Origin of the sequence: Streptomyces sp. cf386, assembly GCF_900103585.1 — a bacterium.
Classification (GTDB): domain Bacteria; phylum Actinomycetota; class Actinomycetes; order Streptomycetales; family Streptomycetaceae; genus Streptomyces.
The window spans coordinates 1-24,348 of sequence record NZ_FNHV01000003.1; the positions used below are offsets into that span (position 1 = coordinate 1).

At 68.9% G+C, this 24,348-nt stretch carries 21 protein-coding genes and 2 pseudogenes; 13 read left to right on the forward strand and 10 right to left on the reverse strand.

Features of this window, described 5'->3' with window-relative positions:
- Nucleotides 1-1,713 (forward strand): ATP-binding SpoIIE family protein phosphatase (locus BLU79_RS07890; protein WP_107489281.1); only part of this gene is annotated, 1,713 nt, incomplete at its 5' end.
- Between the two features lie 81 nt (nt 1,714-1,794).
- Here the strand turns inward: BLU79_RS07890 and BLU79_RS07895 are convergent.
- The gene (locus tag BLU79_RS07895; protein WP_093904941.1) at nt 1,795-4,188 is read right to left on the reverse strand and encodes a transglycosylase domain-containing protein; all 2,394 of its coding nucleotides are present in this window, start codon (nt 4,186-4,188) and stop codon (nt 1,795-1,797) included.
- A 268-nt stretch (nt 4,189-4,456) separates the two neighbouring features.
- Here BLU79_RS07895 and BLU79_RS07900 point away from each other — a divergent pair, with 268 nt between their 5' ends.
- From BLU79_RS07900 to BLU79_RS07920, 5 genes are all read left to right on the forward strand, one after another.
- Nucleotides 4,457-5,410: an SPFH domain-containing protein gene (locus BLU79_RS07900; protein ID WP_093904942.1), complete on the forward strand. Its 954-nt coding sequence runs from the start codon at nt 4,457-4,459 to the stop codon at nt 5,408-5,410.
- Entirely contained in the window at nt 5,407-5,652 is a 246-nt protein-coding gene (locus BLU79_RS07905; protein WP_093904943.1) for a type II toxin-antitoxin system antitoxin, read from the forward strand. Before BLU79_RS07900 ends, BLU79_RS07905 begins: the two co-directional genes overlap by 4 nt.
- A gap of 105 nt (nt 5,653-5,757) precedes the next feature.
- Nucleotides 5,758-6,282, forward strand: coding sequence for a PadR family transcriptional regulator (locus BLU79_RS07910; protein ID WP_093904944.1), 525 nt, complete (start codon nt 5,758-5,760; stop codon nt 6,280-6,282).
- Entirely contained in the window at nt 6,279-6,968 is a 690-nt protein-coding gene (locus BLU79_RS07915; protein ID WP_093904945.1) for an ABC transporter ATP-binding protein, read from the forward strand. Before BLU79_RS07910 ends, BLU79_RS07915 begins: the two co-directional genes overlap by 4 nt.
- A gap of 68 nt (nt 6,969-7,036) precedes the next feature.
- Nucleotides 7,037-9,337 carry an ABC transporter permease gene (locus BLU79_RS07920; RefSeq protein WP_177000930.1) on the forward strand — a complete coding sequence of 767 codons (2,301 nt, stop codon included), beginning with the start codon at nt 7,037-7,039 and terminating at the stop codon, nt 9,335-9,337.
- Between the two features lie 90 nt (nt 9,338-9,427).
- Here the strand turns inward: BLU79_RS07920 and BLU79_RS07925 are convergent, their stop codons facing one another.
- From BLU79_RS07925 to BLU79_RS47825, 3 genes are read right to left on the reverse strand one after another with little or no spacing between them, the layout of a single operon-like run.
- Nucleotides 9,428-10,480: a M12 family metallopeptidase gene (locus BLU79_RS07925; RefSeq protein ID WP_093904947.1), complete on the reverse strand. Its 1,053-nt coding sequence runs from the start codon at nt 10,478-10,480 to the stop codon at nt 9,428-9,430.
- Nucleotides 10,481-10,514: 34 nt separating this feature from the next.
- On the reverse strand, nt 10,515-10,856 hold the full coding sequence (locus BLU79_RS07930) for a DUF1036 domain-containing protein (protein WP_107489282.1): 342 nt from the start codon (nt 10,854-10,856) through the stop codon (nt 10,515-10,517).
- 2 nt (nt 10,857-10,858) lie between these two features.
- Nucleotides 10,859-11,122: a hypothetical protein gene (locus BLU79_RS47825; protein ID WP_143052470.1), complete on the reverse strand. Its 264-nt coding sequence runs from the start codon at nt 11,120-11,122 to the stop codon at nt 10,859-10,861.
- Between the two features lie 968 nt (nt 11,123-12,090).
- Between BLU79_RS47825 and BLU79_RS07935 the strand changes: the two genes are divergently transcribed.
- Genes BLU79_RS07935 through BLU79_RS07945 form a run of 3 tightly spaced genes read left to right on the forward strand, consistent with a single transcriptional unit; the run spans nt 12,091 to nt 13,890 of the window.
- Entirely contained in the window at nt 12,091-12,750 is a 660-nt protein-coding gene (locus BLU79_RS07935; RefSeq protein WP_143052471.1) for a hypothetical protein, read from the forward strand.
- A gap of 46 nt (nt 12,751-12,796) precedes the next feature.
- Nucleotides 12,797-13,351 (forward strand): peroxiredoxin, encoded by a 555-nt coding sequence (locus BLU79_RS07940; protein ID WP_093904950.1) that lies wholly within the window; start codon nt 12,797-12,799, stop codon nt 13,349-13,351.
- Between the two features lie 5 nt (nt 13,352-13,356).
- Nucleotides 13,357-13,890, forward strand: coding sequence for an alkyl hydroperoxide reductase (locus BLU79_RS07945; protein ID WP_093904951.1), 534 nt, complete (start codon nt 13,357-13,359; stop codon nt 13,888-13,890).
- A 53-nt stretch (nt 13,891-13,943) separates the two neighbouring features.
- Here the strand turns inward: BLU79_RS07945 and BLU79_RS07950 are convergent, their stop codons facing one another.
- The 4 genes from BLU79_RS07950 to BLU79_RS07965 form a co-directional block, all read right to left on the reverse strand.
- Entirely contained in the window at nt 13,944-15,368 is a 1,425-nt protein-coding gene (locus BLU79_RS07950; RefSeq protein WP_177000931.1) for an AI-2E family transporter, read from the reverse strand.
- Nucleotides 15,369-15,506: 138 nt separating this feature from the next.
- Complete coding sequence (locus BLU79_RS07955) at nt 15,507-16,199, reverse strand: aggregation-promoting factor C-terminal-like domain-containing protein (protein ID WP_256333199.1); 693 nt, start codon at nt 16,197-16,199, stop codon at nt 15,507-15,509.
- A gap of 417 nt (nt 16,200-16,616) precedes the next feature.
- Nucleotides 16,617-17,942, reverse strand: a complete 1,326-nt coding sequence (locus BLU79_RS07960) for a PhoH family protein (RefSeq protein WP_093904954.1) — start codon at nt 17,940-17,942, stop codon at nt 16,617-16,619.
- A gap of 342 nt (nt 17,943-18,284) precedes the next feature.
- Nucleotides 18,285-19,058 (reverse strand): isoprenyl transferase, encoded by a 774-nt coding sequence (locus tag BLU79_RS07965; RefSeq protein WP_093904955.1) that lies wholly within the window; start codon nt 19,056-19,058, stop codon nt 18,285-18,287.
- Between the two features lie 769 nt (nt 19,059-19,827).
- Here BLU79_RS07965 and BLU79_RS49895 point away from each other — a divergent pair.
- Nucleotides 19,828-20,415, forward strand: a pseudogene (locus BLU79_RS49895) (DNA glycosylase AlkZ-like family protein); the annotation flags it as partial.
- 408 nt (nt 20,416-20,823) lie between these two features.
- Nucleotides 20,824-21,357 (forward strand): annotated as a pseudogene (locus BLU79_RS49900) (DNA glycosylase AlkZ-like family protein); the annotation flags it as partial.
- 21 nt (nt 21,358-21,378) lie between these two features.
- Here the strand turns inward: BLU79_RS49900 and BLU79_RS07975 are convergent.
- Nucleotides 21,379-22,209 (reverse strand): class I SAM-dependent methyltransferase, encoded by an 831-nt coding sequence (locus tag BLU79_RS07975; protein ID WP_093904957.1) that lies wholly within the window; start codon nt 22,207-22,209, stop codon nt 21,379-21,381.
- Nucleotides 22,210-22,260: 51 nt separating this feature from the next.
- On the opposite strand from BLU79_RS07975, the gene BLU79_RS07980 reads away from it, so the two are divergent.
- Nucleotides 22,261-22,773, forward strand: a complete 513-nt coding sequence (locus tag BLU79_RS07980; RefSeq protein ID WP_256333200.1) for a DinB family protein — start codon at nt 22,261-22,263, stop codon at nt 22,771-22,773.
- A gap of 8 nt (nt 22,774-22,781) precedes the next feature.
- Here BLU79_RS07980 and BLU79_RS07985 read toward each other — a convergent pair whose 3' ends face one another.
- Nucleotides 22,782-23,660 carry an LLM class flavin-dependent oxidoreductase gene (locus BLU79_RS07985; RefSeq protein WP_093904959.1) on the reverse strand — a complete coding sequence of 293 codons (879 nt, stop codon included), beginning with the start codon at nt 23,658-23,660 and terminating at the stop codon, nt 22,782-22,784.
- Between the two features lie 61 nt (nt 23,661-23,721).
- On the opposite strand from BLU79_RS07985, the gene BLU79_RS07990 reads away from it, so the two are divergent.
- Nucleotides 23,722-24,108, forward strand: a complete 387-nt coding sequence (locus BLU79_RS07990) for a DUF192 domain-containing protein (protein ID WP_093904960.1) — start codon at nt 23,722-23,724, stop codon at nt 24,106-24,108.
- The last annotated feature ends 240 nt before the right edge of the window (nt 24,109-24,348 follow it).

A 24,348-nucleotide genomic window follows, 5' to 3' on the forward strand; every position in this document is an offset into this window, starting at 1 on the left:
CGGGACGGTGACCGGCTGCGCTTCGTCGGCGCCGCGACCCGGCGGATCGCGCGCGGTATCGACCTGGACGAGATCGTGATGGGGCTGTGCCGGGCGACCGTGCCGACCTTCTCCGACGCGATCCTCGTCTACCTGCGCGACCCCCTCCCCGTCGGCGACGAACGGCCCACCGGCCCCGTCGTCCTGCGCCTGCGCCGCACGGACCGCATCCCCGAGGAACGGGACACCGACGGCGGCTTCCTGCCCGCGCAGGCCCAGCCGGAGCCGACGGAGCTGGCCGAGTTGTCGGCCCTGACCGCCGAGTTGTGCGAGGTCCGCCCCGGCGGCGCGCTCGCCGAGGTCCTGCGCGGCGTACGCCCCGTCTTCGCCGACGCACCCGCAGCCCGCGCCGCCCTGCCCGAACTCCTCGGCGACGACGGCGAACTGATCATCCCCGACGGACAACGCGCCATCCTCGCCCCCCTACGAGGCCGCCGCCGCGTCATCGGCGCCGCCGTCTTCCTACGCCGCCCCGACCGCCTCGCCTTCGAACCCGACGACCTCCTCGTCGCCGCCCAACTCGCCACCCACAGCGCCCTCGGCATCGACAAAGCCGTCCTCTACGGCCGCGAGGCCTACATCGCCGACGAACTCCAGCGCACCATGCTGCCCGAAACACTCCCCCGCCCCACCGGCGTCCGGCTCGCCTCCCGCTACCTCCCCGCCGCCGAAACCGCCCGCGTCGGCGGCGACTGGTACGACGCGATCCCCCTGCCCGGCAGCCGCGTCGCCCTGGTCGTCGGCGACGTCATGGGCCACTCCATGACCTCGGCCGCGATCATGGGCCAACTGCGCACCACCGCCCAGACCCTCGCCGGCCTCGACCTGCCCCCACAAGAAGTCCTCCACCACCTCGACGAACAGGCCCAACGCCTGGGCACCGACCGCATGGCCACCTGCCTGTACGCCGTCTACGACCCCGTATCCCACCGCATCACCATCGCCAACGCCGGCCACCCACCACCCGTCCTGCTCCACCTCGGCGGCCGGGCAGAAGTACTCCGCGTTCCCGCGGGCGCCCCGATCGGCGTCGGCGGCGTCGACTTCGAGGCCGTGGAACTGGACGCGCCGGCCGGAGCGACGCTGCTTCTGTACACCGACGGCCTGGTCGAGTCCCGGCTGCGCGACGTCTGGACCGGCATAGAGCAACTACGCGAAAAGCTCGCCGCGACCGCCCAGCTCACCGGACCCGACCACCCCCCGCCCCTCGAAGCCCTCTGCGACGAAGTCCTCGACATGCTCGGCCCCGGCGACCGCGACGACGACATCGCCCTGCTCGCCGCCCGCTTCGACGGCATCGCCCCCAGCGACGTCGCCTACTGGTTCCTCGAGCCCGAAGACGCCGCCCCCGGCCGCGCCCGCCGCCTCGCCCGACGCGCCCTGGCCCGCTGGGGACTGGAAGAACTCACCGACTCCGTCGAACTCCTCGTCAGCGAAGTCGTCACCAACGCCGTCCGCTACGCCACCCGACCCGTCACCCTGCGCCTGCTACGCACCGACGTCCTGCGCTGCGAAGTCGGCGACGACGTACCGCAGTTGCCGCGGTTGCGCCAAGCCCGCGCCACCGACGAAGGCGGACGCGGCCTCTACCTCGTCAACCGACTCGCCCGCCGCTGGGGCGCCACCCGCCTCAGCACCGGCAAAGTCGTCTGGTTCGAGCTGAACCGGGGCTGAGCAGGCACCGCAGGACCTCGCAACAGAGAAGGGCGCCCGGCAGCAGGCCGGGCGCCCTTCTCTGTAGCCACTGGTCGTCAGCTACCGGTCGTCGTTGGGTCTGACCGGGTCCAACGTGATGTCGTCCGTCGGTTCGGTCGTCGGCTCGTCCGTCGGTGGCTCGGTCGTCGGCTCGTCCGTCGGTTCCTCGGTCGTCGGCGTTTCCGTCGGCTCCTCGGTCGTCGGGGTCTCCGTCGGCTTCTGGGTCGTCGGTTCCTCCGTCGGCTCCTGGGTCGTCGGCTCCTGCGTCGGAGTCGGCGTCCAGGTCGGCTGGACCGCCGCGCCCTGGTCGGTGTCGAGGTCGAACTTGGCGTTCGTCTTCGTCACGCCGAACATGTACGCCGCCCAGATCTCCGCCGGGAAGCCACCGCCGTTGACGCGGACCTCGCCGCCCGCGCCGTACATCTTGGTCTGAGCGTGGGTCTTCTCGTCCTCGCCGAACAGGCCGACCGAGGTGACCAGGTCGGGTGTGTAGCCGGTGAACCAGGCCGACTTGTTGTCGTCGGACGTACCCGTCTTGCCGGCGACCTTCTGGCCGTCGCGCTTGGGGTTGTTCGCCACGGACTTCCGGGCCGTACCGTCGTCGACCACGCCCGTCAGCACCGAGGTCACGGTGTCGGCGACCTCGCGGCTGATGACCTGCTCGCCGATCGGGTTCGGTATCTCGACCGCCTGGCTGTTGTGCTCGGCCGTCTTGATGATGCTCGGGGTGACCTTCTTGCCGTGGTTGTCCAGGGTGGCGTACACGCCGGCCATCTGCAGCGGGCTCGCGCCCATGGTGCCCAGGGTCTGGGCGGGTACGGCCTGCTCGTCGGCGACGTCCATGCCGAGCTTGCCGGCCACGTCCATGACGTTCTTCATGCCGACGTCGACGCCCATCTGCGCGAAGACGGAGTTGACCGACTTGTTCATCGCCGTCTGGACGGTGATGTCGCCGTAGTTCTCGTCGTCCTCGTTCTCGGGGGCGAAGCCGACCTTGTCGCCGTTGCTGTCCAGGACCTGCCGCTTGCTGGTGCCGTCGTAGATCGTGTTCGCGGTGATCGGCTTGCCGGACCGGGTCTCGGCGTTCTCCTCCAGGGCGGCGGCGAGGATCACCGGCTTGAACGTGGAGGCGGGCTGGTAGTCCGTGCGGGTCGCGTTGCTCGTGTAGTGCTTGAAGTAGTCCACGCCGCCGTACAGCGCCACGACCTTGCCCGTCTTGGGGTCGACGGAGGCGGCACCGGCCTGGATGTCCGCGTCGACCTTGCGCTTCTTCGCGTCCAGCTTGCTGGTCAGCTGCGCCTTGACGGCCTTCTCCAGCTGGGCCTGCTTCTTCTTGTCGATGTTCAGGGTGATGGTCCAGCCCTGGTCGACGACCGCGGCCTCGGCCTGGGAGCGGGTGAGGCTCTGCTGCTTCATCAGCTGGTCCTCCAGCTGACGGTTGGCGAGCGCGACGAAGTAGCCCTTCTGGCCCTCCAGTCCGGCGGCGGGCTTCGGTTCCCTCGGCTTCGGGAACGTCATGTCCTGGCGATCGGCCTTGCTCAGCCAGCCCTCCTCGACCATGTTGTCCAGGACGTAGTTCCAGCGGGCCTGGACCAGCTTCTTGCCGGTCTCGGACGCGGCCTGCCAGTCGTACTGACTCGGCGCCTGCAGCAACGCGGCGAGATACGCGCCCTGTGCGACGGAGAGCCTGTCGGCGTCGACGCCGTAGTAGGCCTGGGCGGCGGCCTGGATGCCATAGGCGCTGCGGCCGTAGTAGCTGGTGTTGATGTAGCCGGCGAGGATGTCGTCCTTCGACATCTGGCGGTCGACCTTCAAGGAGATGACCATCTCCTTGAGCTTGCGACTGACGGTCTGTTCCTGGCTGAGGTAGTAGTTCTTGACGTACTGCTGGGTGATCGTCGAACCACCCTGCGCGCCCTTGCCCATCACCGTGTTGAGCAGACCGCGGGCCGTGCCCTTCAGGTCGATGCCGTTGTCGTTGTAGAAGGACTTGTTCTCGGCGGCGACGAAGGTGTACCGGACCTCCTTCGGCACCTTGGTCAGGTCCACGATCTCGCGGTTGATCTCGCCGTCACGGGCCAGGGTCGAGCCGTCGCTGTACTTGTAGACGTTGCTCTGGCGCTGGGCGGCCTGGGCGGCGGCGTTGTCCTCCGGGATGTCCACGTACAGATACAGCGCGATGAAGGCCCCGATGCCGAGCAGGCAGATGCCGAGGAACGTGCCGAGCATCTTCTTCCAGGTGAAGAGCCTCCGTATTCGGCCCTTGCCTGCACCACCCTTGCCGGCCCCGCCCTTGGCCGCTCTGCGGGCCGCGGCCCGGCCTCCCGGGACGGGCGCCGAGCCCACCACGGTGACCGCGTCGCCTCCGGCGGCCGACGGTGTCGCTTCCGAGCGCCGGGGGGCGGCGCGGCGGCCACCACGTTGACGCGCTCGTCTCTCTTCCGCTCGTCCCATGGGTCCGTTCCGCTCCGCTTCGCTCTTGTGTGCGCTCCCGCCACACAGGTTCGCCGCTCAGGTCAGCTCAGAAAGCTAACACCAGAAGTTGTGACAAAGGACTGCCGATCCGGGCTTTTACGGACGTGACAATCAGCACCTGTCCCACAGGAACCGACGACCGAGGGATGCATAGGGTTGCTCGCTCGGGGTAAAGTGATATCACTTAGATAGACGCGCGATAGGGGAAGTCGGCCGCGGCTTCCGGACGAAACGGGGGATACCGCCCATGTCGAACGACAAGAGCGACGCGACATCCGTCGCCGCCGAAGCACCCGACGTACCCGACATGCCCGCACCGCAGGTGCGCGAGTTCACCGCGCACAGCATCGGCGGCGGGCTCGCCCTGCTGCTGGGGCTGGTCGGGCTGCTGCTCGGCGCGGGACTGCTGGTCAGCGCCGGGGCCGTCTCCGGGGCCGGCGCCCAGGCGGTGCTGATCATCGCCGGCATCCTGGTCGCCATCGCCGCCATCCTGGCGATGTGCGGGCTGAACATGGTCGCGCCGGGCGAGGCGCGGGTCGTCCAGCTCTTCGGGCGGTACCGGGGGACGATCCGGCAGGACGGGCTGCGCTGGGTGAACCCCCTCACGTCCCGCACGAAGATCTCGACCCGGGTCCGTAACCACGAGACGGCCGTCCTCAAGGTCAACGACGCCTACGGCAACCCGATCGAGCTCGCCGCGGTCGTGGTGTGGAAGGTCGAGGACACCGCACAGGCGACCTTCGAGGTGGACAACTACCTGGAGTTCGTGGCCACTCAGACGGAGGCCGCCGTGCGGCACATCGCCATCGAGTACCCCTACGACGCCCATGACGAGGGCGGCCTGTCGCTGCGCGGCAACGCCGAGGAGATCACCGAGAAGCTCGCCTTCGAACTGCACGCGCGCGTGGAGGCCGCCGGAGTGCAGATCATAGAGTCCCGCTTCACGCATCTCGCGTACGCTCCCGAGATCGCCTCCGCGATGCTCCAGCGACAGCAGGCCGGAGCGGTCGTCGCGGCCAGGCGGCAGATCGTCGACGGGGCGGTCGGCATGGTCGAGGCGGCGCTCGCGCGGATCTCCGAGCGGGACATCGTGGAGCTGGACGACGAGCGGAAGGCGGCGATGGTGTCGAACCTGATGGTGGTGCTGTGCGGCGACCGGGCCCCACAGCCGGTCCTCAACACCGGGACGCTCTACCAGTGACGGTTCCCGCCGGGGGTTCGGCCCCCCAGGGTCGGCCGCAGCGCAAGCAGGTGCTGCTGCGGCTCGACCCGTCCGTGTACGACGCGTTGGCGCGCTGGGCGGGGGACGAGCTGCGCTCGGCCAACGCGCAGATCGAGTTCCTGCTGCGGCGCGCCCTCGCGGAGGCGGGGCGGCTGCCGGGTGAGGCCAAGCCGATTCCCCGCAGGGGACGCCCGTCGGCGAACCCGCCCGAGTCCCAGTAGCAGAACCGTGACAATCGACCCCCACCTGGGGCTTCACACCCCACGCCATGATCTACACACTGCGCGTATACATGCCGCGTATACACCCGGTGTAGTGTCCTGGTCATGTCCATCGGTCACACCCTTCTAGGGCTCCTGGAATCGGGCCCCCGCCACGGCTACGACCTCAAGCGGGCCTTCGACGAGAAGTTCGGTCACGACCGGCCGCTGCACTACGGCCAGGTCTACTCGACGATGTCCCGGCTGCTGAAGAACGGCCTCGTCGAGGTCGACGGGATCGAGCCCGGCGGCGGGCCCGAGCGCAAGCGGTACGCCATCACCGACGCCGGGATCACCGACGTACAGACATGGCTCGCGACGCCCGAGAAGCCGGAGCCGTACCTCCAGTCGACCCTGTACACCAAGGTCGTCCTCGCCCTGCTCACGCGGCGCAACGCGGCCGACATCCTCGACACCCAGCGCGCCGAGCACCTGCGGATGATGCGGATCCTCACCGACCGCAAGCGCAAGGGGGACCTCGCCGATCAGCTGATCTGCGACCACGCCCTGTTCCACCTGGAGGCCGACCTGCGCTGGCTGGAACTCACCGCCGCGCGTCTCGACAAGCTGGCCGAGGTGGTGACCAAGTGACTCCGCCTCCCGGTTCCCTGCTCGCGGCCGAAGCGCTGCGCAAGGCCTACGGCCCCACCCTCGCCCTCGACGGCGCCGAGTTCTCCATCCACCCCGGCGAGGTCGTCGCCGTCATGGGGCCGTCCGGCTCCGGCAAGTCGACCCTGCTGCACTGTCTCGCCGGCATCGTGCCACCCGACTCCGGGTCCATCACCTACAACGGGCGCGAGCTGGCCACCATGAACGACGCCGAACGCAGTGCGCTCAGACGCTCCGAGTTCGGGTTCGTCTTCCAGTTCGGGCAGCTCGTACCGGAGTTGACCTGCGTCGAGAACGTCGCCCTCCCGCTGCGGCTCAACGGCACCTCCCGCAAGGAGGCCGAGAAGGCCGCCCTGACCTGGATGGAACGACTGGAGGTCGACGACCTGCGCAAGAAGCGGCCCGGCGAGGTCTCCGGCGGTCAGGGGCAGCGCGTCGCCGTCGCCCGCTCGCTGGTCACCAACCCGCGCGTGCTGTTCGCCGACGAGCCGACCGGCGCGCTCGACTCCCTCAACGGCGAGCGCGTGATGGAGCTGCTGACGGATGCGGCACGGTCGACCAACGCCGCCGTCGTCCTCGTCACGCACGAGGCACGGGTCGCCGCCTACTCCGACCGCGAGATCGTCGTACGGGACGGCAAGTCGCGGGACATGGAGCGCGCCGTATGAGCGTGGGAGGGGGGCACCCCCGGGCTCGAGCGAAGTCGAGAGTTTGGGGGAGGACCAAGGATCTGGGCATGGGGATGCGGTTCGCCTTCGCCGGCGGACGCGAGGGCTGGGTCCGGGCCCTGCTGACGGCCGTCGGCGTCGGGCTCGGCGTGGCGCTGCTGCTGCTGACCACCGCCATCCCGAGCGCGCTGTCCGAGCGCAACGAGCGCGGCAGCGCGCGGGACGACTTCACGTACAGCGGCAAGGTGCTGCCGAAGGCGGACGACACGCTGATCATCGCCCACACCGACACCTTCTTCCGCAGCAAGGACGTACGCGGCCGGCTGCTGGAGCCCGAGGGAGCACAGGCGCCGCTGCCGCCGGGGGTCGAGAAGTTCCCCGCGAAGGGCGAGATGGTGATCTCGCCCGCGCTGGACCGGCTGCTCAAGTCCGACTCCGGCCAGCTGCTGCGCGAACGCCTCCCGTACCGGATCACCGGCACCATCCAGCAGGCCGGGCTCATCGGGCCCGGCGAACTCGCCTACTACGCGGGTGCCTCCGGGTTGGAGGACCAGCTGTCCGGCGGCACCGTCGAGCGCATCGACTACTTCGGCCCGTCGCCCGGGAACACAGGGGATGAGCTGGACCCGGTACTGCTCCTGCTCATCCTGATCGTCTTCACCGTCCTGCTGCTGCCGGTCGCGGTGTTCATCGCGGCGGCCGTGCGCTTCGGCGGCGAACGCCGGGACCGTCGGCTCGCGGCGCTCCGGCTGGTCGGCGCGGACGGGCGGATGGCGCGCCGGATCGCGGGCGGCGAGGCACTCGCCGGGGCGCTGCTCGGGCTGGTCTTCGGCACCGGCTTCTTCCTGGTGGGGCGTCAGGCGGCGGCCCTGCTGGAGGTGCGGGACATCAGCGTGTTCCCGAGCGACCTCAACCCCTCGCCCGCGCTCGCCGTGCTGGTCGCCGTCGCCGTACCGGCCGCGGCGGTCCTGGTGACGCTGTTCGCTCTGCGCGGGGTCGTCATCGAGCCGCTGGGTGTGGTCCGTACGGCGAAGCCCCCCCGCCGCAGGCTGTGGTGGCGGCTGCTGCTGCCGCTGGGCGGCCTCGCGTTGCTGTACCCGATGGTGGGGCAGGGCAACAGCAACGGGGACTTCAACCAGTGGATGGTGATCGGCGGCACCGTGCTGCTGCTGGTCGGCATCACCGCGCTGCTGCCGTGGATCGTCGAGGCCGTGGTGGCCCGCCTGAACGCGGGCTCGGTCTCCTGGCAACTGGCCGTCCGCAGGCTGCAGTTGAGCAGCGGCTCGGCCGCCCGCATGGTCAACGGCATCGCTGTCGCGGTGGCCGGGGCGATCGCGCTGCAGATGCTGTTCTCCGGGGTCGAGGGCGACTACACCAAGGCCACGGCGAACGACCTGAGCCGAGCTCAGATGGAGGTCTCCGTGCGCGGCGACGCCTCGCTGGACGAGGTCAACCGGCAGCTGCAGCAGACCAAGGGCGTACGCCGTGCGTCGGCCGTCTCCCTGGGCTCGGCCGCAGACCAGGCGCAGGACCCGGAGAACTCGGTGGAGGTGGCCGTCGGCAGCTGCGCCCAGCTGCGCGAGGTGGCACGTCTGACCTCGTGCCGGGACGGCGACGTCTTCCAGATCCTCGGCGGGGAGTACGACAGCGACACGACCAAGGTCACCAAACCGGGCGGCACCCTGTACTTCGACCCGGCGTACACCGGGTCGACGAGCCACACGGTGGCCTGGAAGGTGCCGTCCGGCATCAAGACGGCGGCGCGACGCGCGGACCCGACCGGCTACGAGCGCGGCGGCCTGCTGTTCACCTCCGCCGCACTGCCCGAGGCCGCGCGAGCCGGCATGAGCCAGCAGGTGTTCCTCCAGCTGGACCTCTCGGAGCCGGACGCCTCCGAATACGCGCGCAACACCGCCGCGCGGCTCGCCCCCCTCGCGAACGTGTACACGATGGCGTCCAGCACGCGCTCGCTGCAGTTCCAGTCCATCCGCACCGGGCTGTTCGTCGGCGCGACCTGCGTGCTGCTGCTCATCGGCGCGAGCCTGCTGGTCTCCCAGCTGGAGCAGCTGCGCGAGCGCAAGAAGCTGCTGTCGTCCCTGGTCGCCTTCGGCACCCGGCGCCGCACGCTGAGCCTGTCGGTGCTGTGGCAGACGGCGATCCCGATCGCGCTGGGTCTGGTGCTGGCGTCGGTGGTGGGACTGACGCTGGGCGCGGTGCTGCTGAAGATGGTCGACACCGCGGTGAGCGTGGACTGGGCCAGCGTGCTGACGATGACGGGCATCGGCGCCGCGGTCGTCCTCGCGGTGACCGTCCTCAGCCTGCCGCCGCTGCTGCGGCTGATGCGCCCGGACGGGCTGCGCACGGAGTGAGTGACAGGGGTCGACGCCTGCGCGTCGGCCCCGGCACATGAAAGAGCGAGGCCCGGTCTACAGGGCCTCGCTCTTTTCTCCCGCCTGCGGTCACCAGTACATGACCGACGCGTTCGCAGAACCCCACGTGGAGTACATCCGGACGCGGAGGACATACCGGCGCCCTTTGAAGAGTTTGACTTCAAAGCGGCCGTTGCGGTCCTCGCCGCTGTCGTCATCTCCGGTGACATAGCGCAGGTTCTCACCGTCGACCTGCTCGAAGAGAACCATCTTCACGTCGGCGTTTCCGAAGGTGCCGAACTGGTATTTCTGGCTCTTCTCCGGGATGACCTCGTAGTCGGCCTGGTCTCCTGAGGCGAGGCCGAGGACCGACGACTGGAACGGCTTCAGCTCGTCCATTTGAGGGGCCAGCGGCGGATACCACGTGCGCACGTACTCCTTGTCCTGATCAGACAGTTTGAGCGGAGAAGGAATGCCGTTCCGGTATGCCTCCGGCCGCTTTATCAGACCGGGTCCGAAGCCGTATTCCATGATGGACAGCACATCCCAGTGCGAACCGGCCACCTGATCCGTGGAGAGTTTGCGGATGATGTTGTGGTAAGTCGTCTCCGGGGGCCAGAAATTGGGCGATCCCGCCATGTACTCGTAGACCTTGTCCACGTTCCACTCGATGCCGGCGAACGGATTCTGATGCTCATGGCAGAAGCCGAGCGCATGCCCTATCTCGTGCCGGACCGTGGCCTTGCCGTAGGGCGAGGTCGGGTCCCATCCGAAGTTCATCGTGGCCTCTTCGGCGCCGATGCCGAGACAGTCCGTGCCGACGTACGACCAGGATCCGTCATCGGCAAAGGTGATCCGGATCTCCGATTCCGCAGGGTTGTCCTCGGGACGGAACTTCAGTCCGATGCCCAGGCCCTCCCACTCCTCAAAACCGTCGTGGACCTCGGTCAACCACGCTTTTGCCACGCCGTCGTCGGCACCGTCGAGGAAGCTGTACCGCAGCTGGGTGCCGTTCACCCACTTCGCGTGATTGGCCAATATCGCCCTGGTCCGCGGAAGACTGAGGTCCGAGGGCAGCGCCGGGATTCTCTGCGGAGGCTGGGCGCAGTACCGCTCAGCGTCCTTTTCCTGTTGAGCAGTCATGGTGATGCTCCAGACTTCCTGCTCGCGGTGCGGCTCAGATGTCCACGTTCACGCCACCGGGATAGGCGTACTGGTCGTGCGGGCGCATCGTCACCGTCTTCCACGCTCCGGTCGAGCCGATCTGCAGGCAGGATTCGAACGGGTAGAGATAGGTATAGACGGGACCGTAGCGGCCGTCCCACTTGTAGCCGTCGTCGGACTCGGCGTACCAGTAGAAGAACTGCTGATTGTTGGGCGCAAGGAGGATTCGCTCGTAGGGCTTGATGCGCCACCAACCCAGGGTCCGGTAGTTTCCGTACTGCCCGCATCTCTGCGGGTCCCAGTACATTCCAGCCACCTGGATCGTCGAGGAATGACTGTTGCGGACATACGGCATGATCACGCTCCTCGCTGTCGAGACGCCTCTATGTGCTCGCGCCACCGTTCTGCGAGGGTGGTCTGCGGCACTTCTTCCACCGGCACGAAGGGAGGTGGCTGTGCCGCCGCGGCATCGGCGTCACCGGCCCCCTGGCCCTCGACCTCATGGAGCGTCGCGTCCAGCCCGCTCCGGGCGTCCTCTTCCGGTGCCTCCTGGAGCAGTTCGACAGCCGGCTCGAAGCTCTGGAGCGGTGCCGGGACACCACTCGGTTGATTGTTGGACATAGCGCATCGCCCCATCGATTTCTTCTTGATGACGGAATTCTCGGGACATGCCCGGGCCGAGAGTGATTGACCGTTGAAAGGTCGTTCCTGTGCAATCGGAGAATCCCCGTCGAACCGAAGCCCCTGGAAGCAAACCGATGCCCCTGGATTCGATGCTGAGCCAGCTTTCGCTGTCGCGCATCTCGGGGACCGTCTTCACCGCGGTGATGTTCACTGTTGACGGCATGAACGGATCACGCACGGCGTCGAGCCACCGGCTTCAGATGGTGCGCGAGAGAGTTGGAGGAGCTCGCCGTCGCCCCACAATGCAGGGCAGGGAGTGCACAATCTCTCTGTGGATCAGGGAATCGCGGCGCTGCTGGGGGCCGTTCAGGCGTCCTCGGAACCGTCTCAGCGTCGGCCATATCCGGGTGGTCGAGCCGCCGGCAGATACGAGCCCAGGCAACAGTTGACCACGCACAGTGGCGCAGACAGGCCCGGCGCGACGCCTACAGCGCCTTTCTCGCGCCCGCCCACGAGACACGTAACGCTCTGAAACGGGCTGCACGTTCCCTGATCGATGACGCGGACGTTGAAGAAGCTCATCGCCAACTCCAAGCCGCACACGACAGGTTGGGAGACGCGCAGGCATCCTGGTCCGCTCGCGCAGTCTCGCATGTTCGCCGCGGCAGCCCGAGCCGCACTCGACGAAGCAACTCTTCCCGTGGACACGGGCAACAGCTGAACGAGGTACGGAGCACGCCGCGGACGCAGGGCCCTACGGCATGACGCACCGTGCAGTGCACCGCCGTACGGTCTTTGCCCGCCTGCGAAACGCTCGCCCAGACAGTGACCGCCGACAACCCGCCCGCGGATCACCTATGGGACTGCGCCAACCCCGATCAAGCCGTGTGACCGGTCCTCGGCGTGCTCTGGCTGGTGGTGGGCGGCAGTCTACGGAGTAGATCGACTGGGTGCAGGCAGGGTCGGTGCAGAGCCTGGTGACGAACCGTCCGCGTATCGAGATCGTCGGTGTGATGCTCGGGTTATCGGCGATCACGCTGACTGAGCCGTTTGTTCATTCATGGTGGCCTGGCATGTTGATCGCTGTGAGCGTTGCCGCCCTCGGCGCCTTTACCGTTGGACAGGCTGTCAATAGCCTGCCTCTTGTTTCGGCTGCTCGGCTCGCCACCGTCACGACGGTCATCATCTGCGGCGGCGGGATGGTCGCCGCCGTCATCGCAGGGCCCCGAGCAAATGCCGGCCAAGAATTCGCCATAGTCCTGGCCGGCTATGTGATGTTGCGTCTCATCGGTGCGACGGTGGATCGGCTGACGTCGTGGGTGAACATCTCCAGAGCGGAGCAGCTGAAGGCCCCGTGGGATCAGCTGCTGACGGGGGCGCAGGCTGTCACGAGACCGGTCGACATCCACACCAACCACACGGGCGGTCCCATGTCGCGCTGGAGGAGCGCTCGGGCGCCAAGGCCCCTTCCTGCACCCTGGCAGAGGCTCTCGTCGTATCCGTCGTCTGCCCCGCGCGGGGAATCCCCATGTGAGCAGCCAGGCACTCGCCCGGCGTGCGCACTGATCGACATTGCTGATCACATTGACCAATTGGTCGATTTTACCTCCGACAGGAGTGTCTGACAGGGTTACACCTGTCCAACCCAAGTAATGTCTGAAGGGCCTGTACGTGCTCACTGTCGGTGACAAGTTCCCCGAGTTCGAACTGACCGCCTGCGTCTCGCTGGAGAAGGGCAAGGAGTTCGAGACGATCCACCACAAGACCTACGAGGGCAAGTGGAAGATCGTCTTCGCCTGGCCGAAGGACTTCACCTTCGTCTGCCCGACCGAGATCGCGGCCTTCGGCAAGCTGAACGAGGAGTTCGCCGACCGTGACGCCCAGGTGCTCGGCTTCTCCGGTGACTCGGAGTTCGTGCACCACGCCTGGCGCAAGGACCACGACGACCTGCGCGACCTGCCGTTCCCGATGCTGGCCGACTCCAAGCACGAGCTGATGCGCGACCTCGGCATCGAGGGCGAGGACGGCTTCGCCAAGCGCGCCGTCTTCATCGTCGACCAGAACAACGAGATCCAGTTCTCCATGGTGACCGCCGGCTCCGTCGGCCGTAACCCCAAGGAGGTCCTGCGGGTCCTCGACGCCCTCCAGACGGACGAGCTGTGCCCGTGCAACTGGACCAAGGGCGAAGACACCCTGGACCCGGTCAAGCTGCTTGCCGGAGAGTGAGTGACATGTCCCTCGACTCTCTCAAGTCCCGCGTACCTGACTACGCCAAGGACCTGAAGCTCAATCTGGGCTCGGTCATCGGCAACTCGGACCTGCCCGCGCAGCAGCTGTGGGGCACGGTACTCGCCACCGCGATCGCCTCCCGCTCCCCGATCGTGCTGCGCGAGCTGGCGCCGGAGGCCAAGGCGAACCTCTCGCCGGAGGCCTACCACGCGGCCAAGTCCGCCGCCGCGGTGATGGCGATGAACAACGTCTTCTACCGGACCCGGCACCTGCTGTCCGACCACGAGTACGGCAACCTGCGCGCGGGACTCCGTATGAACGTCATCGGCAACCCCGGTGTCGACAAGGTCGACTTCGAGCTGTGGTCCTTCGCGGTGTCCGCCATCAACGGCTGCGGGCTGTGCCTCGACTCGCACGAGCAGGTGCTGCGCAAGGCGGGCGTGGACCGTGAGGTCATCCAGGAGGCGTTCAAGATCGCTTCGGTGATCCAGGCGGTCGGCGTGACGCTGGACGCGGAAGCGATTCTGGCGGAGTAGCGCTTCGCCGAGAAACGCGGGGCCCGTTCACCCTGAGGGTGAACGGGCCCTTGTCAGTGCTCCGACGCCGCCTTGTCCGTGCCCCTGGCCTTGTCCTTGTCCTTGTCCCTGTCGGACGGTGGCGGGTCCACAGCAGCCACACCCACCGCTGTCGCTCCCCTGGGTTCGGGTGCGTAGCGAAGTGCCGCCTCCTGCGAGTACGCCCGCAGATACCCCACGATCGTGTTCGTCACCGCCACCAGCGGTACGGCCACCACCGCGCCGCCGATCCCCGCCACCATGCCGCCGGCCGCCACCGACAGCACGACCGCCAGCGGATGGACGCGCACCGCGCGGCCCAGGATGAACGGCTGGAGGATGTGGCCCTCGATCTGCTGCACGGCCAGGACGACCGCGAGGGTCATGACCGCGGTGAAGACGCCCTGTGTCACCAGGGCCACGACCACGGCCAGCGCGCCGGAGGCCACCGCGCCGACGAGCGGGATGAAGGAGAACAGGAAGATGAAGACGGCGAGCGGGACGGCCATCGGGACGTCGAGGAAGTAGATGCCGATGCCGATGAAGACGGCGTCGATCAGGGCGACCATCACCGTGCCGCGCACATACGCCGTCAGCGTCGCCCAGGCCCGCGGCCCGGCACCCGCAACGCCCGGACGGGCCGCGGCCGGGACCAGCTTGAGGGTCCACTGCCAGATCCGCTTGCCGTCGTAGAGCAGGAACAGCGTCGAGAAGGCCGCCAGCAGAATGCCGGTGAGCGCCTCGACGATGACCGTGACGCCTTCGAGGCCGGCCGAGGTGATCGCGTCGGTGTTGGCGCCGATCGCCTCCCGGAGGTTCTCGGCGATGTCGTTGATCTGCTTGTCGGTGACGTGGAACGGGCTGTTGAGCAGCCAGTTGCGCAGCTCGTCGATGCCGTCCTGGACCTGGTCGGAGAGGTTGTCGATGTTCTCCATGACCTGCCAGGTCACGAACCAGCCCATCAACCCGATGACCACGAACCCGAGGATCGCGGTCAGGGCTGTGGCGAGCCCGCGCGGCACACCGCGCCGTGTCAGCCCCGCCACGGCCGGCTGCATCAGCGCGGTGAGGAGCAGGGCGATGACGAACGCCAGCACCACCAGCTGTACGGCGCTGATGACCCGCATCAGCACCCAGACCGTGCCGGCCAGCACCAGCAGTCGCCAGCCTGCCTCGGCCGCGACCCGTACGCCCCACGGCACGACCTGTGCGGGGTCGGGGCGGGGCGGCGGGGCGGCGGGCGCGTAGTCGGGGGGCCGTGGGACGTGGTCGGCGGGCGGCGGTGATGCCTCAGCGGCGGCGGAGTCGGGCACGGTGGCGGGTCCCCCGGCACCGGACCGCCGTGCCGGCTGGAGCTCGTCGCTCTCCCGTTCCACCGCGGCGCGGCGCTCGTTCAACCGCTCGCTCATCTCGCTCAGTCCGGCGCCGAGCCGACCGAGCCACCCTGGCACTCGCGACATGATCCGTCCTCTTCCCCCGTCTCTCCTCACCACTCCCCCCTGGAGTCGTTCCGTCCGACCGTACATGGCGTTGCACGGAGGCAAGCGAAAGCCCCTCACCGAAGGACGGTGAGGGGCTCCACAAGGTTGAGCGCGGACTCAGTACCAGTTGTTGGCCTGCCAGAAGTCCCAGGCGCCGCACGGGCTGCCGTAGCGGTCGTTCATGTAGTTGAGGCCCCATTTGATCTGGGTGGCCGGGTTCGTCTGCCAGTCCGAGCCGACGGACGACATCTTGGAACCGGGCAGGGCCTGGAAGAGACCGTAGGCGCCCGAAGACGGGTTGACGGCCTTGTAGTTCCAGTCGGACTCGTGGTCCACGATGTTGCTGAAGCACTGGAACTGGTCGCTCGGGACCATCGAGCGCGCCATCGACTGGATCTCGGCGATGCTGTACGAGCCCTGGATGGGGAAGTCGGAGGCGGACCGGGAGGCCTTCGCCTCGGCCTCTTCGCGCTCCTTGGCTTCCTGCGCCGCCTTCTCTGCCTTCTCGGCGGCTTCCTTCTTGTCGATCGCGGTCTGGGCGGCAGCCTTGCGGGCGGCCTCCTCAGCATCCTTCTTGGCGCTCGCGTCCGCGGCGATGGCCTGGACATCGGCCTGCGCCGACATGGACTCGATCTGCACCTGGGCCTGCTGGCCCGCGGGTATGTCCGCGAGGAGCGTCGAATCGGCAGCCGTCGCCTCGGCGTCGTTGTTCTGCGCGGTGCTGCCCGAGGCAACGCCGACGACGCTTCCGACAGCGGTGACCGCGGTGGCCGAGGCCACTGCGAATCCCCTGACCGAAATCGGACTCACACGGTTTCCTTCCAGCATCGTCCACTTCGGTGACCCTGGCGGACGCAATCGTGCCCCTGGCTCTGGCCTCCCAACTGCGGGGTCACGGGAGGCTCGGACCCGGTGGGCAACTCCCCTGGGGGAGCGCCGCGTGAGAACTCGGGCGGCATACGACGACGCTATGGAGTTAGCTGTGGTGTTGCTGTGGTGCCGTACCGCTGGGGGTACAGATGTGTCGTATGCGGGGCCTGACAGGAGTGAGACTCTGCCGCACCCGGACGCCGCAAGGCAATTCTGTGTTGCGTGTGAAAGCTCACACCTCGTTTGTCCCAGGGGTTTTACGGAAAGCCGCACACGCCAAGGCGCCGCCCGGATAGGCTCACTGCCTTTCCGAACGGCGCCAACCAACGAGTAGCTACCGCAAGTTGAGCACTTGGGTCAGATCTGCCCGTCCTCCAGCATTTCGGTCACAAGGGCGGCGATCTGGGACCTCTCGGACCTCGTCAGCGTGACGTGGGCGAAGAGCGGATGTCCCTTCAGCTTCTCCACGACGGCGACGACACCGTCGTAGCGCCCGACCCGCAGATTGTCCCGCTGGGCCACGTCATGGGTCAGAACGACCCGCGAATTGGCGCCAATTCGGGACAGAACCGTCAGCAGGACATTCCTTTCCAGTGACTGCGCCTCGTCCACGATCACGAACGCGTCGTGCAACGAGCGTCCGCGGATGTGGGTGAGAGGAAGCACCTCCAGCATTCCGCGCGCGGTGACCTCTTCGATGACCTCGCGGCTGGTGACCGCGGACAGCGTGTCGAAGACCGCCTGCGCCCAGGGGCTCATCTTCTCGGCCTCGGAGCCGGGCAAATAACCGAGCTCCTGCCCGCCCACCGCGTACAGCGGCCGGAAGACCATCACCTTCTGGTGCTGACGGCGCTCCAGCACCGCCTCCAGGCCGGCGCACAGCGCCAGCGCCGACTTGCCGGTGCCGGCCCGGCCGCCCATGGAGACGATCCCGATGTCCGGGTCGAGCAGCAGGTCGAGCGCGATCCGCTGCTCGGCGCTGCGGCCCTTGATGCCGAACGCCTCCCGATCGCCGCGCACCACCCGGACGTTGCCCTCGGGTGTGATCCGGCCCAGCGCCTTGCCGCGCTCGGACTGGATGGTCAGCCCGGTGTGCACCGGCATTCCGGCGACCTCGGGGACGTAGACATGCCCCTCCTCGAAGAGGATGTCCACCTGTTCGCCGGGCAGGGTCAGTTCGGACATTCCGGTCCAGCCGGACGAGTCCGTGATGGCGAGCTCGGCGCGGTACTCCTCGGCGAGGAGGCCGACGGACGAGGCCTTGATCCTGAGCGGCAGGTCCTTCGACACGACGGTGACGTCGAACCCCTCGGCCTGCAGATTGCGGGCGACCGCGAGGATGCGGGAGTCGTTGTCCCCCAGGCGGTAGCCGGTCGGCAGAACGCTGGGGTCCGAGTGGTTGAGCTCGACACGGACGGTCCCGCCGAGGTCCCCGATCGGAATGGGGGCGTCGAGGCGACCGTGCCGGACCCGGAACTCGTCGAGCAGACGCAGTGCCTGCCGGGCGAAGTAGCCGAGTTCGGGATGGTGCCTCTTGGCCTCCAGTTCCGTCACCACGACGATGGGGAGCACGACCTCGTGCTCGTCGAAGCGGCTCAGGGCATTGGGGTCGGCCAGCAGGACGCTGGTGTCGAGAACGTAGGTGCGCCGGTCTGGCTTGTGGCGCTTTGTGCTGGTCACCACGGAAGGACGTACCCCCTCGGATGAGGTCGGGGAGCGACGGAGTGGAGCTGGACCGGTCGACGGCCCTGCACGGGCCGAAAACCGGCCCCCCGCGTCTTCTTCCGTGCTGTGACCGCACGGTCGGGCTGGTGCAAAGGGCCTCCCGGGCGGACGGCTCCGGCGCCGCCCGCTGAGATACGACACCCGTGGTTCGGGTGTCGACCTGCTTGGCTTATGCCCTCGAACATGCGGTGCCATGCCAGCGCATATGACGGCGCGCTGGTGAACTCCTTGTTACTTCTGTCCCGGAGAGGGTGACTTTCGCCTCGTCCGGATACGGCGAGGAGAGCGGCGGAAAGCGGCTCAGCCGCCGTAACGCCGGTGCCGTGCCGCGTAGTCGCGCAAGGCGCGCAGGAAGTCGACCTTGCGGAAGGCCGGCCAGAAGACCTCACAGAAGTAGTACTCGGAGTGGGCCGTCTGCCAGAGCATGAATCCGGACAGCCGCTGCTCGCCGCTGGTGCGGATCACGAGGTCGGGGTCGGGCTGGTCGCCGGTGTAGAGGTGGCGGCCGATCAGATCGACGCTGACCGAGTCGGCGAGCTCCTCCATCGAGGTGCCCTTGTCCTGTGCGTCGAGGACCATCGACCGCACCGCGTCGGCGATCTCCTGGCGACCGCCGTAGCCGATGGCGACGTTGACCAGTATCCCGTCGACGTCGGCGGTGGTCTCCTCGGCTTCCTTGAGGGTGTTCTGCATCCCGGCCGGCAGCAGGTCGGGCGTGCCGACGTGATGCACGCGCCAGCGGCCGTCGGTGGCCAGGGAGCGGACGACGTCCTCGATGATCCCGAGGAGCGGGCCGAGCTCGTCCTGCGGCCGGTCGAAGTTGTCGGTCGACAGCAGCCAGAGGGTGACGACCTCGACGTCGGTCTCGCTGCACCAGCCGAGGAACTCCTCGATCTTCTCGGCGCCTGCGCGGTGACCGTGCACGGTGGTGGAGCCCGCCGCCTTCGCCCAGCGCCGGTTGCCGTCCATGATCACGCCGATGTGCTTGGGCACCTGAGCGTGGTCCAGGTGACCTTCCACCCGGCGTGCGTACAGCCTGACCAGCAGGCCGCGCAGCTTGTCGCGCAGGTTCACGTGATTGTCAGCCCCTCCGTACGGTGGCGGTCCCCGCACATGCAGGGTAGCGGTGCCTGTTGTTGGCGCCTGTTTCAGGGTGCGAGGCGCACAAAAAAACGGGCCGGTCCGTGGGGGGGAGACGGACCGGCCCGAGGGGGGGTTTCCACCATAACCCTTCGTAAGGGATGCTGCGCGCATCGGCGTGCCACAACTACTCTCCGAAATCGCTCGGCGACGGCCCGGTGACGACCAGAGGGCCCTTTCGTGGCGAAATCGTGCCCTAGTCGGGGCGGATTCCCTGGGGAAAACGGGTGGGATGCGGAGGGATCCGTAGGAATCCATGGGGTTTGCCGCATCTTGGGAGCTGCTCGGCGACTTGTCCGCGCTTCCCTCGCCCGGGTGACCCCGACCGCGAACGCCCACTTGACGGCACGGAGGGCGCCATGGGGCGGAGGCGGGGTCGACGCGATGCGCGTCCAGCAGGGGCGCCTACGGGCGCACGGCACCGCGCAGCCCCCTCCGCTGCGCGGCCCCGCCGCGCAGCTTTGCTTACGCGAATTACCTTGGTCTGAACTTACGCGACAAGCGGGATGAAAGCGAGTCAGCCGTCATAACAATGTGGAAAAGGCGAGGGCTCCTTTGATGCGCAGGAGGCGACGGGCGTTCGCGCACGGATGCACGGTTTGCACCGCGCGGCACACGGTGGGTGACGAGCCGCCGACGATCCGCCGAAAGAGCCGCCTGTAAGCGGACAGCATCTGTCCTCTGTCCGGCCTAACGTCGACCTATGACTGTCACTGTCACGTGGGACCAGGCGAGTGCGCGGCGGCTGGAACGGCAGTTCCTGGACCGTCCCGCCGGGCGCGGCACGCCGGTGGCCGACGTGGTCGGGGCGATGCTGGGCGCGCATGCGCAGGTGCTGTCCGCGGCCGAGGTGTCGGTGGGGGTGCGGGTCGCGGGGGTGACGCGGGCCGACGTACGGGCGGCACTGTGGGAGGACCACTCACTGGTGAAGACGTTCGGCCCACGCGGCACCGTGCATCTGCTCCCCGCCGCCGAACTGCCCCTGTGGTGCGGTGCGCTCAGCGCGATTCCGACCGGCCCGAGCCCGTTCCCGCCGGACGTGCGGGTGACGGAGGAACAGGCGCAGCAGATCGTGGCGGCGATCGGGGACGCCCTGGACGGGGTGTGCCTGACCGTGGAGGAGCTGGGCACGGAGGTGGTCGCCCGCACCGGGCCCTGGGCCGGCGACCTGGTGATGCCGGCTTTTCAGGACCTGTGGCCACGCTGGCGGCAGGTGATGCATCGGGCGGGGCAGGCGGGGGTGCTGTGCTTTGGGCCGAATCGGGGGCGGAGGGTTACGTATACGCGGCCGCGGGGGGTGGGGGCAGGGGGGCCGTCGGATTTCGGGGCGGGGCTGGAATCCGGGGCGGGGGCGGGGGCAGTTTCAGGGCCGGGGTCGGGCTCCCGGGCGGGGCTGGGATCCGAGCCAGCGCTGTGGCACGGATCCGGGCTGGGACCCGGGTCAGGGCCGTCGTCGGGTTCGGGGCCGGGGCAGGGTTCCGGGGTGTCCCGGTCGGGGCCGACGGCCGGCGAAGAGACAGAGCCCGGGCTGTCCCAGTCAGCGCCGACCGTCGGCGAAGAGACAAAGTCCGGGCTGGCCCGGCCAGGACCGACCGCCGGCGAAGAGACAAGGCCTGGACTGTCCCAGTCAGGGCCGACAGCGGGCGAGGGGACGGAGGCCAGGGTGTCCCGGTCAGGGCCGACGGGGGGTGAAGGGGCGCTTCGGGAGCTTGTGTTGCGGTATTTGTGGGCGTATGGGCCGGCGACGCCTCAGCACTTTGCCAAGTGGCTGGCGGCGCCGGTGGGGTGGGCCGTGGGGCTGTTCGGGGAGTTGGCGGAGGGTGGGGAGGTCGAGGAGGTGTCGTTCGAGGGAGTGGCGGCCTGGGTGGCGGCGGGGGACACGGGGTTTCCGGGCGGGCGGGTGCGGGGCGTGCGGTTGCTGCCGTACTTCGACGCGTACGCCATTGCCGCGCAGCCGCGGGAGTCGCTGTTCCCCGGGAACGCGTACCGGCGGGCTCTGGCGGGCGGCCAGGCGGGGAACTACCCCGTGCTGTTGGTGGACGGCGTGGTGGCCGGGGTCTGGCACCAGCGGCGTCAGGGCCGCCGTACGACGGTCACGGTGGAGTTGGTCGGGCGTCGGCTCACGGCGCGGCAGGAGCGGGAGCTGGGCGAACAGGTGGAGCGGATCGGGGAGGTGCTGGAGGCGAGGGCCGAGTTGCTGGTCGGGGAGGTGACGGTCGGTCCGCATGCGTGAGGGGCGCGGCGGCGGACCGGCTCAGGCGTCGGGCTTGCGGGCCTCGAAGAGGTGGCGGGTGCTGTGCGCGACGAAGGGGCCGTCGGACCGGATCTGCTCGTGCAGGGCGCGCAGTCGGGGTTCGTACGCCTCTACGGTGAAGTCGGGGACCATCCACACCACCTTCCGCAGGAAGTGGACGACGGCCGCGATGTCGTGGAACTCGATGCGCAGCCGCTCGGCCCGCAGATCGACGACGTCGAGCCCGGCGGCCTCGGCGGCGGCGCGCTCGCGGTCGGGGTGGCGGCCGTTGCTCTGCTCCTGCGGGAGCGGGCCGAGGAAGTACTCGACGAGCTCGAAGACGCTGCGCGGCCCGACGTGCTGGGCGAAGTAGCTGCCGCCGGGCTGCAGGACACGGGCGATCTCGGCCCAGTGCGGACTGACCGGGTGCCGGCTGCTGACCAGGTCGAAGGCGCCGTCGGCGAACGGCAGCGGGGCGTCCTCGGGCGCGGCCACGACGGCGACGCCGTGCGGACGGAGGACGGCGGTGGCCTTGGCGACGTTCGGCGGCCAGCCCTCGGTGGTGACGGTGAGGGGCGGAACCTTCGGGGCGGCGCGGCGCAGCGCGAAGTCGAGTACCTCCCCTCCCCCGGTCTGGATGTCGAGGGCGGCGGTGGCGCGGGAGAGCCGCTCGGCGAGGGACGTGGCGTATCCCCAGGAGGGCCGCGCCTCGGTGGCCCGCCCCTCGAACCAGGAGAAGTCCCAGCCCTCGGTGGGGACGGCGACGCCTTCGGCGACGAGGTCGTCGAAGGTCCGGGTGTCCTGGGTCTCCTGGGTGTCCTGGGTGTCCTGGGTGTGCTGCGGCTCCTTCATGCGGTGATCGTCCCAGGGCGTTGTCAGTGGGCGCTGCTAATTTTCTGCGGCATGACGAATCCTGGGGCATCGGACATGCCGTACGCGGGGGCCGAGAGGGAAACGCTGCACGCAAGCCTGGACCAGATGCGGGACGCGGCGCTGTGGAAGCTGGAGGGGCTGGACGACGAGCAGCTGCGCCGCCCGATGACCCCCTCGGGCACGAGCCTGCTCGGTCTGGTGAAGCACTTGGCGTCGGTGGAGTACGGCTGGTTCGTGGAGGCCTTCGGCGGTGCGGTGGAGCCGCTGTGGTTCGACCCGTACCAAGGCGAGGACATGCGGGCGGACGAGGACGAGACGACCTCACAGATCGTCGAGTTCTACGGCCGGGCCCGGACAGCCGCAGACCGCACGATCACCGAGCTGCCCCTTGACACCGTCGGCCGACCGCCGTGGCGGGACCACTCCGTCACCCTGCGCTGGGTCCTCGTCCACATGATCGAGGAAACGGCGCGGCATGCGGGGCACATGGACATCGTGCGGGAGTTGATCGACGGGATGGCGGGGGATCGCCGCCCGGGGTGAGCGCCGGCCTACGGCACCAGCGGCCGCACCTCCTCCGACGCGAACCGCACGAACCCCTCCGGATCCGGCTCGTCCCCCGTCGGCTGCAGCACCACGGTGTCGGCACCGGCGTCCGCGAGCCGCTGCACGGCCTTCGCCACGGTGCCGGCGTCCCCGGCGACACCGAGATCCGGCACGGAGCCGAGCCCCTCGGCGGCCAGCTCGGCCTTGACACGGGCGGCCGCGTCGGGCCCGGTGGCGGTGAGGAGATAGACGACGACCGGGTGCGGCTCGGTACCGGCGCGGCCGGCCGACTCCCGCCCCTCGTCGATGAGCTGCCGTGCCCGCCGTACCCCCTCGGGCGACGTCGACGCGGTGAGCAGGGTCCCGTCGGCGGCCTCCCCGGCGAGCCGCAGCGAGCGGGGCCCGGTGACCCCGGCGATGACGGGCACCGGCCCGGCGGGCGGCCAGTCCAGGGCGACGTCGTCGAGCTTGACGTACCGGCCCTCGGTGCTGACCCGCTCCCCGCCGAGCAGGGCACGCAGGGCGACGAGATGCTCCCGCAGCAGGGTCACCGGCGACTCGACCCGGGCCCCGACCTGCCCCATCCAGTCCTGCACACCGTGCCCGACGGCGAGGATCGGCCGCCCCGGGAACATGCGGTGCAGCGTGGCGGCCTCCATGGCGGCGATGGCGACGTTCCGCAGCGGGACCGGCAGCAGCCCGACGCCGATCTTGACCCGCTCGGTCCAGGCGAGGGCGGCCGCGGCCGTGGAGATCCCGCCCTCGCGGAAACAGTCCTCCCAGAGCCAGAGCTCTTCGAGGCCCGCGGCGTCGGCGAGTTCGGCGACGGATCGGAGTCGTTCGGGGGCGAGCTGGGGGCGGAATACTGCGCCGAGTCCGGTCATGCGATCTTTCCTACCCGGGTAGCACTCGGCGGACAACAGAAAATCCAGGAGGTGGCCAAGGATGGGGCGACGGTGGCGTGACGGGCGAGGGGCCCTGGTCGTCCACGGGGAGTCGGGCGACGTCCGGGTGCCCCTGGAGATCGCCGCGTCCTATCGGGCCCGTACGAAAGGGCTTCTGGGGCGGGACGCAGTCGACGGGGCGATGCTGCTCACGCCCGCCAGTGGTGTGCACACGTTCCGGATGCGCATCCCCATCGACGTGGCGTACCTCGACCGGAAGCTGAACGTCATCGCCGTACGCACCATGAAGCCGGGGCGGTTGGGGCTGCCCCGGCTTCGGTCGCGGCATGTGCTGGAGGCGGAGGCCGGGGCGATGGCGGGGTGGGGGGTGCGGGTCGGGGTGCGGGTGACGGTCGAGGACGAGGCTGGGGCTGGGGCTGGGGCTTGAGCGAGGTTCCGGAATTCCCGCCGACAACGCGAAATGGCCGAAACACCCCCGCTCGCGCCGCCACTGACTGATCTTCCGCAGGTGAGGCGAGCAGCACAGCAATCGGAACATGACATTCGAGGCATGTCTGACTGAATCCCGCCTCCTTTGATCGAGCAAGCGCGTTCTTGCGCTCTTCTGTGCCCTCTCTCCGCGTTGTTAACGTGCCCGCACCGGTGCTCACTTCGGGCACTTCGGTCG